The sequence below is a fragment of the Streptomyces sp. NPDC005141 genome (assembly GCF_053599975.1).
The window spans coordinates 57077-72763 of the sequence record NZ_JBSFYW010000015.1 but is presented as its reverse complement, the minus strand read 5'-3'; the positions used below and the strand labels follow the sequence as shown (position 1 = coordinate 72763).

At 71.8% G+C, this 15687-nt stretch carries 14 protein-coding genes; 11 read left to right on the top strand and 3 right to left on the bottom strand.

Annotation, left to right across the window (positions count from 1 at the left end; all coding sequences use genetic code 11):
* Positions 1 to 131 precede the first annotated feature (131 nt).
* From ACWD68_RS14675 to ACWD68_RS14660, 4 genes are all read left to right on the top strand, one after another.
* Positions 132 to 1556 (top strand): amidase, encoded by a 1425-nt coding sequence (locus ACWD68_RS14675; RefSeq protein ID WP_451806792.1) that lies wholly within the window; start codon positions 132 to 134, stop codon positions 1554 to 1556.
* A gap of 20 nt (positions 1557 to 1576) precedes the next feature.
* Positions 1577 to 1801, top strand: coding sequence for a hypothetical protein (locus ACWD68_RS14670; RefSeq protein ID WP_451806791.1), 225 nt, complete (start codon positions 1577 to 1579; stop codon positions 1799 to 1801).
* A 292-nt stretch (positions 1802 to 2093) separates the two neighbouring features.
* Positions 2094 to 3584 (top strand): flotillin family protein, encoded by a 1491-nt coding sequence (locus tag ACWD68_RS14665; protein WP_451806790.1) that lies wholly within the window; start codon positions 2094 to 2096, stop codon positions 3582 to 3584.
* Between the two features lie 208 nt (positions 3585 to 3792).
* Positions 3793 to 4239 carry a type II toxin-antitoxin system PemK/MazF family toxin gene (locus tag ACWD68_RS14660; protein WP_451806789.1) on the top strand — a complete coding sequence of 149 codons (447 nt, stop codon included), beginning with the start codon at positions 3793 to 3795 and terminating at the stop codon, positions 4237 to 4239.
* A 459-nt stretch (positions 4240 to 4698) separates the two neighbouring features.
* Here ACWD68_RS14660 and ACWD68_RS14655 read toward each other — a convergent pair whose 3' ends face one another.
* Positions 4699 to 5532 (bottom strand): TIGR02452 family protein, encoded by an 834-nt coding sequence (locus ACWD68_RS14655; protein WP_451806788.1) that lies wholly within the window; start codon positions 5530 to 5532, stop codon positions 4699 to 4701.
* Positions 5533 to 5790: 258 nt separating this feature from the next.
* Between ACWD68_RS14655 and egtA the strand changes: the two genes are divergently transcribed.
* Genes egtA through egtD form a run of 4 tightly spaced genes read left to right on the top strand, consistent with a single transcriptional unit; the run spans position 5791 to position 10206 of the window.
* Positions 5791 to 7128, top strand: coding sequence for an ergothioneine biosynthesis glutamate--cysteine ligase EgtA (gene egtA / locus ACWD68_RS14650; protein WP_451806787.1), 1338 nt, complete (start codon positions 5791 to 5793; stop codon positions 7126 to 7128).
* The gene (egtB, locus tag ACWD68_RS14645; RefSeq protein WP_451806786.1) at positions 7125 to 8456 is read left to right on the top strand and encodes an ergothioneine biosynthesis protein EgtB; all 1332 of its coding nucleotides are present in this window, start codon (positions 7125 to 7127) and stop codon (positions 8454 to 8456) included. Before egtA ends, egtB begins: the two co-directional genes overlap by 4 nt.
* A complete protein-coding gene (gene egtC / locus ACWD68_RS14640) occupies positions 8456 to 9247 on the top strand; it encodes an ergothioneine biosynthesis protein EgtC (protein WP_451806785.1) in 792 nt (263 codons plus the stop codon). Before egtB ends, egtC begins: the two co-directional genes overlap by 1 nt.
* Complete coding sequence (gene egtD, locus ACWD68_RS14635) at positions 9244 to 10206, top strand: L-histidine N(alpha)-methyltransferase (protein ID WP_451806784.1); 963 nt, start codon at positions 9244 to 9246, stop codon at positions 10204 to 10206. Before egtC ends, egtD begins: the two co-directional genes overlap by 4 nt.
* A 136-nt stretch (positions 10207 to 10342) precedes the next feature.
* On the opposite strand, the gene ACWD68_RS14630 is transcribed toward egtD, so the two are convergent.
* Entirely contained in the window at positions 10343 to 11605 is a 1263-nt protein-coding gene (locus ACWD68_RS14630; RefSeq protein ID WP_451806783.1) for an extracellular solute-binding protein, read from the bottom strand.
* Between the two features lie 217 nt (positions 11606 to 11822).
* Between ACWD68_RS14630 and ACWD68_RS14625 the strand changes: the two genes are divergently transcribed.
* The gene (locus tag ACWD68_RS14625) at positions 11823 to 12038 is read left to right on the top strand and encodes a dodecin (protein ID WP_266764246.1); all 216 of its coding nucleotides are present in this window, start codon (positions 11823 to 11825) and stop codon (positions 12036 to 12038) included.
* Positions 12039 to 12080: 42 nt separating this feature from the next.
* On the opposite strand, the gene ACWD68_RS14620 is transcribed toward ACWD68_RS14625, so the two are convergent.
* Complete coding sequence (locus tag ACWD68_RS14620) at positions 12081 to 12572, bottom strand: phosphatase domain-containing protein (RefSeq protein ID WP_451806782.1); 492 nt, start codon at positions 12570 to 12572, stop codon at positions 12081 to 12083.
* Positions 12573 to 12861: 289 nt separating this feature from the next.
* Between ACWD68_RS14620 and ACWD68_RS14615 the strand changes: the two genes are divergently transcribed.
* Both ACWD68_RS14615 and ACWD68_RS14610 read left to right on the top strand, forming a co-directional pair.
* Positions 12862 to 14265, top strand: coding sequence for a glycoside hydrolase family 43 protein (locus ACWD68_RS14615; protein ID WP_451806781.1), 1404 nt, complete (start codon positions 12862 to 12864; stop codon positions 14263 to 14265).
* Between the two features lie 28 nt (positions 14266 to 14293).
* Positions 14294 to 15673 (top strand): glycoside hydrolase family 43 protein, encoded by a 1380-nt coding sequence (locus tag ACWD68_RS14610; RefSeq protein WP_451806780.1) that lies wholly within the window; start codon positions 14294 to 14296, stop codon positions 15671 to 15673.
* The last annotated feature ends 14 nt before the right edge of the window (positions 15674 to 15687 follow it).

Genomic DNA, 15687 nt, shown 5'->3' with positions numbered 1-15687 from the left:
GTGCCGGGGGCACCCGGGCGGCTCCCCGCCACACGGAACTACCGCTTCCACAAAGCAAGTTGCGCATCCTGTACCGGTGGCCCCGCACAAAGGTTACCGTTCGGTAGACAACTGCTTCGGAGGTGACCCGGATGGCTCCCGACCGTGCCGCAGGCCTGACAGAGAGCGTGCGTGCCCTGGCCGACGGCGAGGTGACCTCGCGTCGGCTCGTCGAGCGGGCCCTCGCCCGGATCGAGGCCGCCCGGCCCACGGTGAACGCCTTCCGGCTGGTGCGCGCCGAGGCCGCCCTCGCCGAGGCCGACGCGGCGGACAAGGAGCTGGCGGCGGGCCGACGGCTGCCGCTGCTGGGGGTGCCGCTGGCGGTCAAGGACGACATGGACGTGGCGGGCGAGCCGACCGCGTTCGGCTGCCCGGGCGACTTCCCGCCGGTGGCCGAGGACGGCGAGGCGGTACGCCGGCTGCGCGCGGCCGGTGCCGTGGTGATCGGCAAGACCAACACCTGCGAGCTGGGCCAATGGCCCTTCACCGAGGGCCCGGCCTTCGGCGCGACCCGCAATCCCTGGCACCACGGGCACACCCCGGGCGGCTCGTCGGGAGGCTCCGCGGCCGCCGTGGCCGCGGGTCTGGTCCCCGCCGCGCTGGGCTCGGACGGCGCGGGCTCCGTGCGCATACCGGCCGCCTGGACCCACTTGATCGGCATCAAGCCGCAGCGCGGCCGGATCTCGACCTGGCCGCGCGCGGAATCCTTCCAGGGCATCACGGTCAACGGCACGCTCGCCCGTACGGTCGCGGACGCGGCCCTGCTGCTGGACGCGGCGAGCGGCAACCACGACGGCGATCTGCACCGGCCCGCCGCGCTGCGCGTCCGTGACGCCGTGGACCGCGATCCGGGCCGGCTGCGCATCGCGCTGTCGCTGAAACCGCCCTTCACCGCACTGCCCGCCCGGCTCGACCCCGCCGTACGGGCGAAGGTCGTCGCGCTGGCGGAGCGGCTCGCCGGGCTCGGGCACACCGTGGAGGAGGCCGACCCGCGCTACGGGCAGATCGGGCTCACGTTCGTCCCCCGCGCCACGGCCGGCCTCGCGGAACACGTGCGCGACGTACCGTTCCCCGAGCTCCTCGACCGGCGCACCCACGACGCCGCGCGCCTCGGCCGGCTGCTCGGCGGAGCGCCCCTGCGGGCGGCCCGCCGGGCCGAGGCCACCCTGCACCGGCGCATCGGCGCCCTCTTCGACACCTACGACGTACTGCTCGCGCCGACGACCGCCGCTCCCCCGCCACGGATCGGCGAGATGCTCGGCCTGAGCGGCTTCGGCACCGACCGGGCCATGATCGCCGCCTGTCCGTACGCCTGGCCGTGGAACATCCTCGGCTGGCCCGGCGTGAACGTCCCCGCGGGCTTCGTCGGCGAAGGGCTCCCGGTCGGCGCGCAGTTGCTCGGCCCGGCGGACAGCGAGCCGTTGCTCGTGTCGCTGGCCGCGCAGTTGGAGGCGGACCGGCGCTGGCACGAAGAGTGGCCGACGTACGAGGCCGTCGCGGACTCTCCGGCCGCGTAAGGGAGTTCCAGCCTTACCCTGTGACCATGGACGATGCGTCGATGGTCGGTTTGATGGGGCGGGTCACCGGCACGGTCGGACCCGGGCTCGTCGGCGAGGTGATCGTCCGGGTGCGCGGTGGCGCCGAGCACTTCCTCGCCTACCCGGCCGCCGCACAGGACCGCATCGAGCGGGGCACCGTGGTGATGGTGGTGGAGTACCTGCCGCCGCGCACGGTGTACGTCGCGGCCGCGTACGACGCCTGACCAGGGCCCGGACGAGGACCGGCGGCGCTCGCGGCCCGCACGGCGCAGGCCGCGCCCCGGCCGGAGCCTGCCCGCGCGGGGCCGCCCGACGGCGCCCGCTCCTCATGCGGACGGCCGCGATCTCACACCGCAACTCACGTCTTCCATACGACAGTTGAGCTGACTTCGTCCCAGGTGAGAGCCGTATGCGTCAAGAACGCAACAAGGATTCGCCGGGCTCTGTACCCGGGTGTCGGCAAGGAGCACACTCCCGTTCGTTCGGTGCCGACAGGGCACCATGCAAAGGGGGCGTATGCCGATGGTCATCGGCGTCGTGGCGGGGACGGTTGTCCTCGCACTGATCTTCATCGTTGTGGTCTTCAAGCTCATGTGGCGTGTCGCGGAGCCCAACGAAGCACTCATCATCTCCGGTTCGAAGCATCGGACCGAGGGCCTCGAGGAAGGCATGGGATTTCGCATCGTGACGGGGCGCGGCACGCTGGTGATGCCGGGTGTGCAGGCGGTGCGGAAGATCTCGCTCGACCTCAATGAGACCGAGCTGCACGTGGACTGCGTGACCACCCAGGGCATTCCGCTCAAGGTGCGCGGCGTGGTCATCTTCAAGGTGGGCGACGACTTCGTGTCGATCGCCAACGCGGGCCGCCGGTTCCTCGACCAGCAGAAGATGATGGCCGAGCGGGTGCACAACGTGTTCGCCGGTCATCTGCGGTCCATCGTCGGCGGGTTGACCGTCGAGGACATGATCCGCGACCGGGAGAAGCTGACGGGCCAGACGCGGGCCGCGTGCGGCACGGAGATGGAGAAGCTCGGCCTGATCGTCGACTCGCTGCAGATCCACGAGATCGAGGACCCGACCGGGTACATCAAGAACCTCGCGATGCCGCACGCCGCCGCCGTCCAGCGGGACGCGCGCATCGCGCAGGCGGAGGCGAACCGTCTGGCCACCGAGGCCGAACAGAAGGCCGCGGCACGGATGTCGGAGGCGACCCGGGACAGCGAGATCCTCCAGGCCGGCTACCAGGCCGAGCGCGACAAGGCGGCGGCGAAGGCCCGGCAGGCCGGACCGCTCGCCGACGCCGCGGCCCGGCAGGACGTCGTCGTGCAGGAGACCCGGATCGCCGAGCTCGACGCCCTCCGCCGTGAGCAGCAGCTCCAGGCGGACGTCCGCAAGCCCGCGGACGCCCAGGCGTACGAGACGCGCGCCCGTGCCGAGGCCGAGCGTGACGCGCGTATCTCGGCGGCACAGGCCAAGGCCAAGGAGACCGAGCTGGCCGCCGCGGCCGAGGCGAACCGGGTCAAGACCGCCGCCAACGCTGAGGCCGAGGCCATGAAGGCGCGGGGTACGGCCGCCGCGCTGGCCACCAGGGCCACCGGTGAGGCCGAGGCGGCAGCGGCCCAGGCCAAGGGTCTCGCCGCCGCCGAGGCGACCCGGGCACAGGGCCTCGCGGAGGCGGAGACCATCAAGGCCCGGGCCGCCGCGCTCGCCGAGAACCAGGAGGCGGTGGTCGCCCAGCAACTCGCTGAGAACTGGCCGGAGATCGTCCAGGCGGGCGCGAGCGCGTTCGGCAACGTGGATCACATGGTGCTGCTCAACGGGGCCGACGGCATGTCGGACCTGTTCGCCAAGGCGCTCACCATGGGCGGCACCGGCCTGGGCCTGGCACGCCAGTTGCTCTCGTCGATGAACCCGGAGGGGAGCCAGGCCACTAACCCGGCGGCGGGGGCCAACGGGTTCGTGCCGCCCCTCACCGAGAAGGTGCCCGTCGAGAAGGACGAGGGGTGAGGGCGAGGGGTGAGGACGACGCGTGAACGCGAGAGGTGAGAGCGAGGGATGAGAACGGCGCGTTGAGGCACACGGGCAGGGGCACCGGCGCCTCGACGCGGTGAGGCTCGGGCGTAGGGGAGTTGGAGCACGACTCCCGTACGCCCGATGCCGTACGGACGCGGACCCGCCCGGCGTCTTCTCCCGCGAGGGCTCTACCGTGGCCCGCGTGACTGCCTCTACCGAAGAAGACGTGCCCGGCCGCTACGGCCCCTCCGCGACCTCCGAGGCCGAGCCCCGCGAGGTCGGCCCCGTGAAGACCGAGTACTCCCCCGCGCACGACGGAGACCCCGATCCCGGCGAGATCGTCTGGACGTGGGTGCCGTTCGAGGAGAACGACGGCCGGGGCAAGGACCGCCCGGTGCTGGTCGTGGCCCGGGAGGCCGCGGGCACGCTGCTCGCCGTCCAGCTCTCCAGCAAGCGGCACGACGGCGACCGCGAGTGGGTGGCGATCGGGAGCGGGCCGTGGGACCGGACCGGGCGGGACTCGTGGGTGGGAGTGGACCGGGTACTGCGGCTGCACGAGGAGGGGATGCGGCGGGAGGCCTGCGCGCTGGACCGGATGCGGTTCAACTCCGTCGTGCACCGGCTGCGGGAGCGGTACGGCTGGCGCTGAGCGCCAGGAGGCGGGAGCCGGCGGGTGGGCGGCCCGTCCGGGGCTGCCCGGCCCATGGGTCCCTGAGCGCGGCGGTGACGGCCTGCGGGGACCTGATCGGCCGGTGCGGACCTGCGGGCCCCCGGCGCGGCGGTGACCGCCTTCAGATGCGCAGGCCGACGGGTGCAGGACCCATGGGTCCCCGGGCGCGGCGCTGACGGCCTGCGATGCCTGATCGGCCGGTGCGGACCTGCGGGCCCCCGGCGCACCGGTGACCGCCTTCAGGTCCGCAGGTCGGGCGGGTGCCGGGCCGGTGGATCCCCGGGCGCGGCGGTGACGGCCTTCAGGTGCCGAGGTCGGCGGGTGCAGGGCCTGGGTCCCGGGTCTGCCGGTGGTGGCCTGCGTGCGCAGGCCCGCCGGTGGCGGGCGGGCAGGCGCGGCTCCTGCGGCTCCGGGGGTAACCCGCCGGAGGAGGGCCCGTCACGTTCCCTTGAGCTCGAATGCGAACGCCTGCTCGAATGCCTGGTGTGTCGTCCGGCCCGGGGTGCGGTCCAGGATCCCGAACACCACCTGGTCGAAGGACCCCGCGAAACGACCCTCGACCAGGAGCCCCCGGAAGGCGCCCGCCACCTGCGCCGGGTCGTTCTGGAAGACTCCGCAGCCCCAGGCCCCGAGGACCAGGCGGCGGTAGCCGTGGGCGGCGGCCGTCTCCAGGACGCGCTCGGCGCGGAGCGCGAGCGCGCCCGGCAGGTCGGCCACGCGCTCCGGAGCGGTGCGCAGGACGACTCCCGCGTTGGGGGCCGCCGCGGTCAGGAAACCTGCCGGAAACGGCTCGTCGAGGAGCCGGCCGCGGTCGTCACGGAAGACGGGTACACCGGGTGAGTGGATGACACGGTCCGTGTAGAACGCGTCACGGTGGGCGCGGTGATGGTCGTAGAACCCCCGGGCCCGCAGCAGGCAGGTGTACAGCGCGGAGGCCCGGCACAGGGCCTCCTCCTGGGCCTGGGCGCCGTTCAGATAGCCGCCCCCGGGATTGCGCGCCGAGGAGAAGTTCAGGACGGCGACCGGATCCCCGCCCGATCGGGTCAGCCGGTGGGCCGCTTCCAGACTGCTCTCGCCCGTGACCTCGAACGATGTCCCGACCGGGGTCACCGACGGTGTCCGAACCGGTTCCGGTCCGTGCAGGCGCGTACCGGCCCGCGCGGCCTCGACCGCCGCGGCGATGGACACCGTGCCACCGGCGGGCCCGCGATAGCCGCCCGCCGCCACGATCTCCTCGGTCTCCCGGGCGATCGCACGCAGGCGCGCGCTCATGGCGCGACCCCCGTACGCGCCACCAGCACGGCCTGCGTGCGCTCCCCCGTCGTGCCCATGAACGCATCGTGAGCGATGCTGGTCCTGCGGCGCAACAGAGTTTCGCGGCCCCGCAAACAGTGTTTCCCGGTCCCGAAAGCGACTATTTGCACCCTTGTGCGAACCGCCGAAAGGGTCTTGGGTGGGACGGGTGATTGCCGGTCCGGCCCAACCAGACCCCGGGCCGGCGGCATGGTGGAATCTCAGGAGGATCCCCACATGTCCGATTCGGTGAGTGACTGTACGGAGCCACGACGCTCCGCCGTCACCGAGGCCGAGGTGGAGGCGTTGGTCCGCGGCATCTGCTTCAAGACCGGTCCGCCCCGCTTCCTCGGTGTCGAAGTTGAATGGCTCGTCCACGAGCTGCGCAGGCCGCGGCTCCCCGTACCACCTGAACGACTCGAAGCGGCTTACGCCGCACTGCGGACCCTGCCCCTGCGTTCGGCGCTCACGGTCGAACCCGGTGGACAGCTGGAGCTGAGTTCCGCTCCCGCCACCTCCCTGATGGAGTGCGTGGGGTCCGTATCGGCCGACCTCGACGCCGTACGCGCGACCTTGCGCGAGGCGGGTCTCGGCCTCAGTGGATACGGCCAGGACCCCTGGAACCCCCCGAGCCGCTATCTCCATGAGCCCAGGTACGACGCCATGGAGCGGTACCTCGACCGCGCGGGACCCGAGGGCCGCGCCATGATGTGCACGTCGGCCTCCGTCCAGGTGTGCCTGGACGCCGGATACGAGGAACCGGGCCCGCTCGGGCACGGGCGCCGCTGGTGGCTGGCCCACCAGCTCGGCGCGGTCCTGGTGGCCGCGTTCGCCCATTCGCCGATGGCGCGGGGACGGCACACCGGCTGGCGTTCCACACGCCAGTCGCTGTGGGCGTCCATGGACCCGGGCCGCACCGACGCGCCCGCTCTGGCCGGCGACCCCCGCGCCGCCTGGGCCCGGCATGTGCTGGACGCGCCGGTGATGTGCGTACGGGCGCCCGAAGGGCCCTGGAACGTCCCGGAGGGCCTGACTTTCCGGGACTGGACCCGGTCCGACGAACCACCGGACCGGGAGGACCTCGACTACCACCTGACGACGCTGTTCCCGCCGGTACGGCCGCGCGGTCATCTGGAACTCCGGATGATCGACGCGCAGCCGGGCGAGAACGGCTGGATCGTGCCGCTCGCGGTGACAGCGGCGCTCTTCGACGACCCGCAGGCGGCCGAGATCGCCTACCGGACCGTCAAGCCTCTCGCGGAGCGGGCCGGCCCGGCTCCGGCGCCCCGCAACCCGCTGTGGGAGGACGCCGCACGGTTCGGCCTCGCCGATCCGGAGCTGCGCGAGGCCGCGGCGATCTGTTTCGCGGCGGCGTCCGAGGCACTGCCCCGGCTCGGCGCCGGTCCCGAGGTCCTCGACGTGGTGGCGGAGTTCTCCGACCGCTACGTGACACGGGGCCGCTGCCCCGCCGACGACCTGGTCGGCGCGGTCCGGTCCCAGCACGACGGTTCGTCCGGGCGCCGCACCGAGGGCGGCTCGCGAGGTCGGTTCGACGGGAAGGACATGAGCACATGACCGAGATGACCGCCATCGATGCGCTCACGGATCCGGAGTCGCTCCGGCAGCGTGCTCTGGACGCGCTCACCACGGCCCGCGACCGGACCGCCCTGCTCACCTCGTGCGTGGAGGACCCCGATCTGACCGCGCAGCACTCGCCGTTGATGTCCCCGCTGGTGTGGGACCTCGCGCACATCGGCAATCAGGAAGAGCTGTGGCTGCTGCGGACGGTCGCGGGGCGTGAGGCGATGCGGCCCGAGATCGACCGGCTCTACGACGCGTTCGAGCACCCGCGCTCCGCGCGGCCGTCCCTGCCGCTGCTGGCGCCCGCCGAGGCCCGTACGTACGCCGCCGAGGTGCGCGGCCGGGCGCTGGACGTCCTGGAGAGCACCGCGTTCCAGGGCACCCGGCTGACCGAGGCGGGGTTCGCCTTCGGCATGATCGCGCAGCACGAACAGCAGCACGACGAGACCATGCTGATCACCCATCAGCTCCGTCTGGGGCCCGCCGCCCTCACGGCGCCGGACCCCGCGCCCGCGCCGCCGTTCACCGGCCCCGCCGAAGTCCTCGTGCCCGGTGGCCCGTTCGTGATGGGCACCTCCACCGAGCCGTGGGCGCTCGACAACGAACGCCCCGCGCACCGGCGTACGGTCCCGTCGTTCTTCATCGACACCACTCCCGTCACGAACGCCGCGTACCTGGCCTTCATCGAGGACGGCGGCTACGGCGAGGCACGCTGGTGGACCCCCGCGGGCTGGGACCACATCCGCACGAACGGCATCGAGGCTCCGCAGTTCTGGCGGCGCGAGGGCGGACAGTGGCTGCGGCGCCGCTTCGGCGTCACCGAGGTCGTGCCGCCCGACGAGCCCGTCCTGCACGTGTGCTGGTACGAGGCCGACGCGTACGCGCGCTGGGCGGGGCGGCGCCTGCCCACCGAGGCCGAGTGGGAGAAGGCGGCCCGGCACGACCCGGTGTCCGGCCGTTCCACGCGCTATCCGTGGGGTGACGCCGACCCGGCCCCGGACCAGGCCAACCTGGGCCAGCGCCATCTGCGCCCGGCCCCGGCGGGAAGCTATCCGGCGGGCGCGTCGCCGCTCGGTGTGCGGCAGTTGATCGGCGACGTGTGGGAGTGGACGTCGAGCGATCTGGAGCCCTACCCCGGCTTCGTGGCCTTCCCCTACCGGGAGTACTCGGAAGTCTTCTTCGGTCCGGAGTACAAGGTGCTGCGCGGCGGTTCGTTCGCGGTGGACCAGGTAGCCTGCCGAGGCACGTTCCGCAACTGGGACTACCCGATCCGGCGGCAGATCTTCTCAGGGTTCCGCACGGCCCGCGACGGAGAATCCTGATGTGCCGTCATCTGGCGTACCTGGGCGACGAGGAGCGGCTCGGCGCGCTCCTCGTCGAGCCGGAGCACAGCCTGTACCGGCAGTCGTGGGCACCCCGGCGGCAGCGGCACGGGACGGTCAACGCCGATGGTTTCGGGGTGGGTTGGTATGCCGAGGGGGACCCGGTGCCGGCCCGGTACCGGCGCACCGGGCCCATCTGGGGCGACCAGTCGTTCGCGGACCTGGCCCGGGTGGTCGGGACGAGGGCGCTGCTCGCCGCGGTGCGGGACGCGACCGTGGCGGGCGCGGACGGGGAGGCCGGGGCGGCGCCGTTCGCCGCGGGGCCCTGGCTGTTCAGCCACAACGGCGCGGTCCTCGGGTGGCCGGACACGCTCGCCCCGCTCGCGCCGGGCCTGCCCGCGGCGGAGCTGCTGTCGCTGGAGGCCCGGTGCGACTCGGCGTTCGTCTGGGCGCTGGTCCTGCACCGGCTGCGCGCCGGTGACGAGGAGAGCCAGGCGCTGGCCGACACGGTCCTGGAGGTCGCCGAGGCGGCGCCCGGGTCCCGGCTCAACCTGCTGCTCACCAACGGCGAGACGATCACCGCGACCGCCTGGGGCGACACCCTCTGGTACCTCGTCGAGCCGGGCCGTCGCACCGTCGTGGCCTCCGAGCCGCACGACGACGACCCCCGCTGGCGGGAGGTCCCCGACCGCACCCTCCTCACGGCGAGCCGCACCGAGGTGCTGCTCACCCCGCTCAAGGACATGAGCGACGACATGGCATCCGCACAGCGCAAGGAGCCCCGTACGTGAGTCCGTTCCTGCTGACCCGCACCCTTCCCGAGGACGCCACGGACGCGGCCCTGCGCGCCGATGTCCTGCACGGCCTCGGACACCTGCCCAAGACACTGCCGCCCAAGTGGTTCTACGACGCTCACGGCAGCGAGCTCTTCGAGAAGATCACCGAACTCCCGGAGTACTACCCGACGCGCGCCGAGCGCGAGATCCTGCTCGCGCGGGCCGGCGAGATCGCCGCGGCGAGCGGTGCGCGCACCCTCGTCGAGCTGGGTTCCGGCTCGTCGGAGAAGACCCGCCATCTGCTGGACGCGCTGCCGGAGCTGCACACCTACGTACCCGTGGATGTCAGCGAGAGCGCGCTCACCCAGGCCGGGCACGCGCTGATCGCCGAGCGGCCGGGCCTGAGCGTCCACGCGCTGATCGCCGACTTCACCGGCGGTCTCGCGCTTCCGGGCACCCCCGGGCCACGGCTCGTGGCCTTCCTCGGCGGCACGATCGGCAATCTGCTGCCCACCGAGCGCGCGACGTTCCTGGCGTCCGTACGGTCGCTGCTGTCACCCGGCGACACCCTGCTGCTCGGCACCGACCTGGTCAAGGACGAGTCGGTCCTCGTCACGGCCTACGACGACGCGGCGGGGGTTACGGCGGCGTTCAACAAGAACGTGCTGAGTGTCGTCGACCGTGAACTCGGCGCCGATTTCGACCTCGACGCGTTCGAGCACGTCGCGTTCTGGGACGCCGAGCACGAGTGGATCGAGATGCGGCTGCGGTCGCGTGCCGCGCAGACGGTGAAGATCCCGGCCCTCGACCTGGCCGTCCACTTCGCGGAGGGCGAGGAGCTGCGGACCGAGATCTCGGCGAAGTTCCGCGAGGACGGCGTCCGCGGTGAACTGGCCGCGGCGGGCTTCGGCCTGACCCACTGGTGGACGGACGCGGAGGGCCGATTCGCCCTGTCGCTGAGCTCTGCGGAGTAGAACCCCGTCCGGGCGGTCACGGCGGAGGAGGCCGGTCGAGACCGGGGCGGCGGCCGCCGCGGATGGGCGGCCGCCGCCCATCCGTGTTTCCGTCGTGACGGCCCGGACAGATCCTGGCGCGGGAGAGCGCGCCGCCTCACCTTCGGTCGGCCTCCAGGATCTTCGTGATGCGGCCGGAGGCGCGCCGGGCCTCCGTGGCCGGGTCGGCTCCGCCGAGGATCTTCGACATGCAGTCCTTGATCGGGTTGTCGGCCTCGACGGCGGCCCACTGGGGTGAGGAGGGGGTCGCCCGGCCGTGCGCGGCGCCCGCCGCCATGGCGGCGACCCCCTCCTCACCCGATACGGCGCCGGCGAGTTTCGTCTTGTTGGGCACGTAGTTCATCGTCCGGGCCAGCTCCGTCTGCCACTTGGCGCCGACGAGGGCGGAGACGACGTCGGTGGCTCCGGCGCGGTCGTCGGTGTTCTTGGGCACCACGAGGTCGGAGCCGCCGGTGAAGACCGCGCCGGGCGTGGCTGCCGTCTTGCCGGGGACCGGGAAGAAGCCCAGCTTTCCCTTGAGGTCCGGGTTCGTCCGCTCGATGGCCTGGACGAGGCCGGGTACGGCCACGATCTGCGCGACCCGGCCCTTCGCGAACACCCCCGACTGCGGCGGGTGTTCCTCGTCGGCGTGCACGGGTCCGTCGCCGAGCGCCTGGAGACGCCGGTAGAAGTCCATGCCGCGCAGGGCGGCCGGTGTCCCCAGCGTGCCCTCCCAGTGTCCTGAACTCGACTCCTCGGCGAGGTCGCCGCCCTCGTCCCAGATGAACCCGGAGAGGGTGTACCAGTCCTGACCGGCCAGGTAAATGCCTTGCTTTCCACCGGTGTTGAGCCGCTCGGTGTCCGCGAGCCACTGTTCGCGGGTCTTCGGCGGCTGCTTGATGCCGGCCCCGGCGAACAGGTCCTTGCGGTAGACGACGACGCGGTTGGCGGCGTACCAGGGGATGCCGAACTGGCGGGTGTCGATCCGTCCCGGGCCGGCGAGGCCCGGCAGCCAGTCGTTCATGCCCCAGTCGCGCATCGACTCAAGGGTCAGGTCGCTCAGGCCGCCCCCGTCGACGTACTGCGCGACCTGGGTGTTGCCGACCTCGATGACATCGGGCACGGCGTCGTCCTCCGCCTTGAGGGCCGCCTGGACCTTCTCGCCGATCCCGGTCCACTGCTGGATGCGGATGTCGAGCCGGAGGTCGCCGTGCTGGTCCTCGAAGTCCTCGGTGAACCGCTTGAGGAATTCCTTGGAGGCGCTGTCCTTCATCAGCCACAGCGTGACGGTCCGCCGCTGCGCGCCACCGCCCGGCAGGGCGCTGCAGGCGGTGAGCAGGGAGGCCGTGACGCAGACAACGGCGAGGAGGCGACGTTTCACGAGGGGTCCTGTTCTGTCTTGCGGACAGGGGCAAGGGGCCCGACGTGGGGGGCCGAGCCGATCGCTCGCACGGGCGTCTGGAGTTTGGTATGGACCAATCAGCCCCGTCAAGGGCCCCCGTCACCCGGGCCACCCCCGCCGTCTCGCGGAGCGCCACGCCGTGGGGCACCGTGGAATCACGCCTGGCACTCGCGCCACGGCGGAGAGGAGCAGCCGCATGTCCGACCACACCTACCGGGTCACCGAGATCGTCGGGACCTCCCACGAAGGCGTCGACCAGGCCATTCGCAATGGGATCACCCGGGCCTCGCAGACCCTTCGCAACCTCGACTGGTTCGAGGTCACGCAGGTCAGGGGCCAGATCGAGAACGGGCAGATCGAGCACTACCAGGTCGGCCTGAAGCTCGGCTTCCGGCTGGAGGACGCCGACTGAGACGACCCGCTCCCCACGGGTCCAGCACCCGCCGAGACCCCCTCAGGTCCGCCCCTCCCGCTCCTGCGCGTCCTTCAGTGCCGCCGACGCGGCCGCCCACCGTGCCCGTACGACCGTGAAGCCGGCCCGCTTCGCGTCCTCACAGACGAGTTCGTCGTCGTCGACGAGGACCCGGATCTCCCGGTCGCGGGCCAGTCGGCGAAGGATCTCCAGCTTGGTGCGGCGGGCGGGCCTGCGGTCGTCGTTGCGCCGCATCCAGATGCGCCCCTCGGGCAGGCCCTGGGCGGCCAGCCAGTCCACGGTCGCCCGTCGGCACCGCTCGGGACGGCCGGTCAGATAGACCACTTCGCACTCCCGCGCGCTGCTCAGCGCCAGCGCGACACCCTCCGCGAGCGGCGGGTCCTCGGGCGCCGCCGCGAAGAACGCGTCCCAGTCCCGCGGTGTGCGCTCCAGAAACCGCTGCCGGTGCGCGGTGTCCGCGAGAGTGCCGTCCAGGTCGAACACGGCAAGTGGCCTGCTGCTCTGTTCCTTCACGCGGACCAGCCTAGAGAGCGGCACCGACACCGGGCCGCGCCACGCCCCCGGCCCGTGTGTGAGCACGCTCAACTTCCGCCCCGACAGGCCCTGTTCACACCACCCGGCAAGCCCTTACCGTAATGCCTCGCACAGCATGTCGCACGGCATTCGACATTTCGAACAAGAGGGGGCGGCGGAGGGACACCACCGCCCCGCTCTTCGGCATGCGGAGGTCCAGGTGAACCCCCCTCCCTTCTTGGTGAGCCCCCTCTCGCCGGCCCAGTGACCGATCCGAGGAGAGCCGCACATGACCACACCCGACACCTCGTCACGCCCACCCCAGCCGTCCCGCCGGAGTCTGCTCCGCGCACTGGCCGCCCTGCCCGCGGCCGCCCTCGCCCTGGGCGAGCTGCCCGGGCTGCTCGGCACCGCCGCCGCCGCGGCACCCGCCCGCGGCTACGCCACCCGCTACACCATCGTGCCGTTCCTCAACAGCGACGACGGCACCGTCAACGTCTACGAGTCGGACGACGCGACCGACTTCCGGCTGCTGAAGGCGTCCGCGTACACGCCGCCGAGCAACCGGATCCGCGACGCCAGCGTGTTCAAGCACACCGACGGCTACTACTACGTCACCTACACCACGCACACCTGGCAGGACGTCAGCACGACCATCGGCTTCGCCCGCAGCGCCGACCGGGTCAACTGGAGCTTCCTGTACGACTACACGGTCCCGATCGCGGGCCTGTCACGGGCCTGGGCGCCCGAGTGGTTCGTGGACAGCGACGGCGGCGTCACCATCATCGTGTCCTGCTCGGTCACCAGCGACGAGTGGATCTTCACGCCCTATCTGCTGAGGGCGACCAACTCGACACTGACGGCGTGGAGTTCACCGGTGGCGCTCACCGGCATCGGCTCGAACCACATCGACACCTTCGTCGTGAAGAGCGGGTCGACGTACCACGCGTTCACCAAGAACGAGACGACGAAGTACATCGAGTACGCGACCGCCTCCGCCCTTACCGGCCCGTACACGATCCGGCGGACCGGCGACTGGGCGGGCTGGGGCGGCACCCGTGAGGGGCCGGCGCTGATCCAGCTCGACAACGGCGGCTGGCGGATCTTCTTCGACGGCTACGGCGACGGCGGTTACTACTGCAGCGACAGCTACGACGCGTTCGCCACCTGGAGCGCGCCGAAGAAGCTGCCGGGAATCTCCGGCACCGCGCGCCACTTCACTGTGGTCAAGGAGACGGTCGCCGGCGGGACCGGCCTGTCCACCGGCATCACCCGGTCCTTCCGCTCGGGCAACTACACCACCCGCTACTGGCAGGAGCAGTCGGCGCTGCTCAACCTCCCCGTGGTGAGCGCCTCCAGCACCGCCGCCGAGAAGCAGGCGTCCGCCTTCACCGTCGTGGCGGGCCTCGCCGACGCGAACGGCTGCTCCTTCCGGGACGCGGCCGGCAACTATCTGCGGCACTACGACTTCCGCGGCCGCTTCGACGCGAACGACGGGACGGCGACGTTCGCCAAGGACGCCACGTTCATCGCCCGGACGGGCACGTCGAGCGGCTCCCTGCGCTTCGAGTCGTACAACTACCCGGGCCACTACCTGCGCCACTACAACTACCAACTGCGCATGGACATGGCCGACGGCACCGCCCTCCTCCGCCAGGACAGCTCCTTCGTCCCCGTGACGGCCTGGGCCTGACCCCCGTATGAGCATCGAGGAGACCGCCATGAACGACAGTCCCCTTCAGCCGTCCCGGCGCGTCGCTCTGGGGGCGATGGCAGGCCTCACCGCCGCCGTCGCCCTCGGCGCCCCGCCCGCCCGCGCCGCGGCCACAGCCGCCTATGTGATGGGCTACTTCACCGAGTCCCCGAACTTCAGCGGAGCGGACTACGGCCTGCATCTGGCCGTCAGCACCGACTCCCTCCAGTGGACGCCGCTGAACCAGAACAAGCCCGTCGTGACGCCGACCGGCGGCACCGGCGGTCTGCGCGACCCCTTCGTCCTGCGCAAGCAGAACGGCACCTTCGTCGTGATCGCCACCGACCTCAAAGGCACCGACTGGAGTCTGCAGAGCCAGTACATCCACGTCTGGGACTCGGCCGATCTGCGGTCCTTCAGCGGCTACCGCCGGCTGAAGCTGCACGACATGGCCACCCACAGCTGGGCACCCGAGGCGTACTGGGACGCGGGACGGGGCCAGTACGGGATCATCTACTCCGCCGTCGACTCCAGCGGCCACAACGTCATCATGGTGAACTACACGACCGACTTCGTGACGGCGTCGGCGGCGCAGGTCTTCTTCGACCCCGGCTACGACGTCATCGACGGCGATCTCGCCGTGGGCGTCGGCGGCGTCAACTACCTGTACTTCAAGAAGGACCAGACCCTGGTGGGCGCCAGGTCGTCGTCCCTGAACCCCGGCAGCTTCAGCGTGTTCAGCACACCGGTCGCCCACGGCGGCACCGAGGCACCGATCCTGGTCAGGTCCGCGTCGACGGGAATCTGGTTCCTCTGGGGAGACACCTACACGCCGAACGGCGTGTTCTACGCCTGGCAGTCCGCCGACCTCGCGAGCGGCACCTGGACCCCGGTCGACCAGCGGCTCTACACACAGCCGCTCAACTCCAAGCACGGGAGCATCCAGCCGATCACCACGACGGAGTACGACAACCTCCTCGCCAAGTGGGGCGCTCCCACCTGGAACCGGCTCAAGTCCTACAACTATCCGGCGCGTTACGTCCGGCACTCCAGCTACACCGGCCGGATCGACGAGTATCCCTTCGACCCGTACGCGGACGCGCAGTGGACGCCGGCGCCGGGACTCGCCGACGCCGCGGGCGTCTCGTTCCGCTCGGTCAACTACCCGACGCGCTACCTGCGGCACAGCAACTACCAGATGGTGCTCGCGGCCGACGACGGGACCACCGCCTTCGCGCAGGACGCCACGTTCTACCGGACGGCGGGTCTGGCCGACACGTCGTGGTCGTCCTTCCGCTCCTACAACCACCCGGACCGTTACCTCAGGCACGCGGACTACGTGCTGCGCATCGATCCGATCTCCACCTCCACCGACAAGGCCGACGCCACCTTCTCGGTCGGCTTCTGACCTCCCTTCGTCCC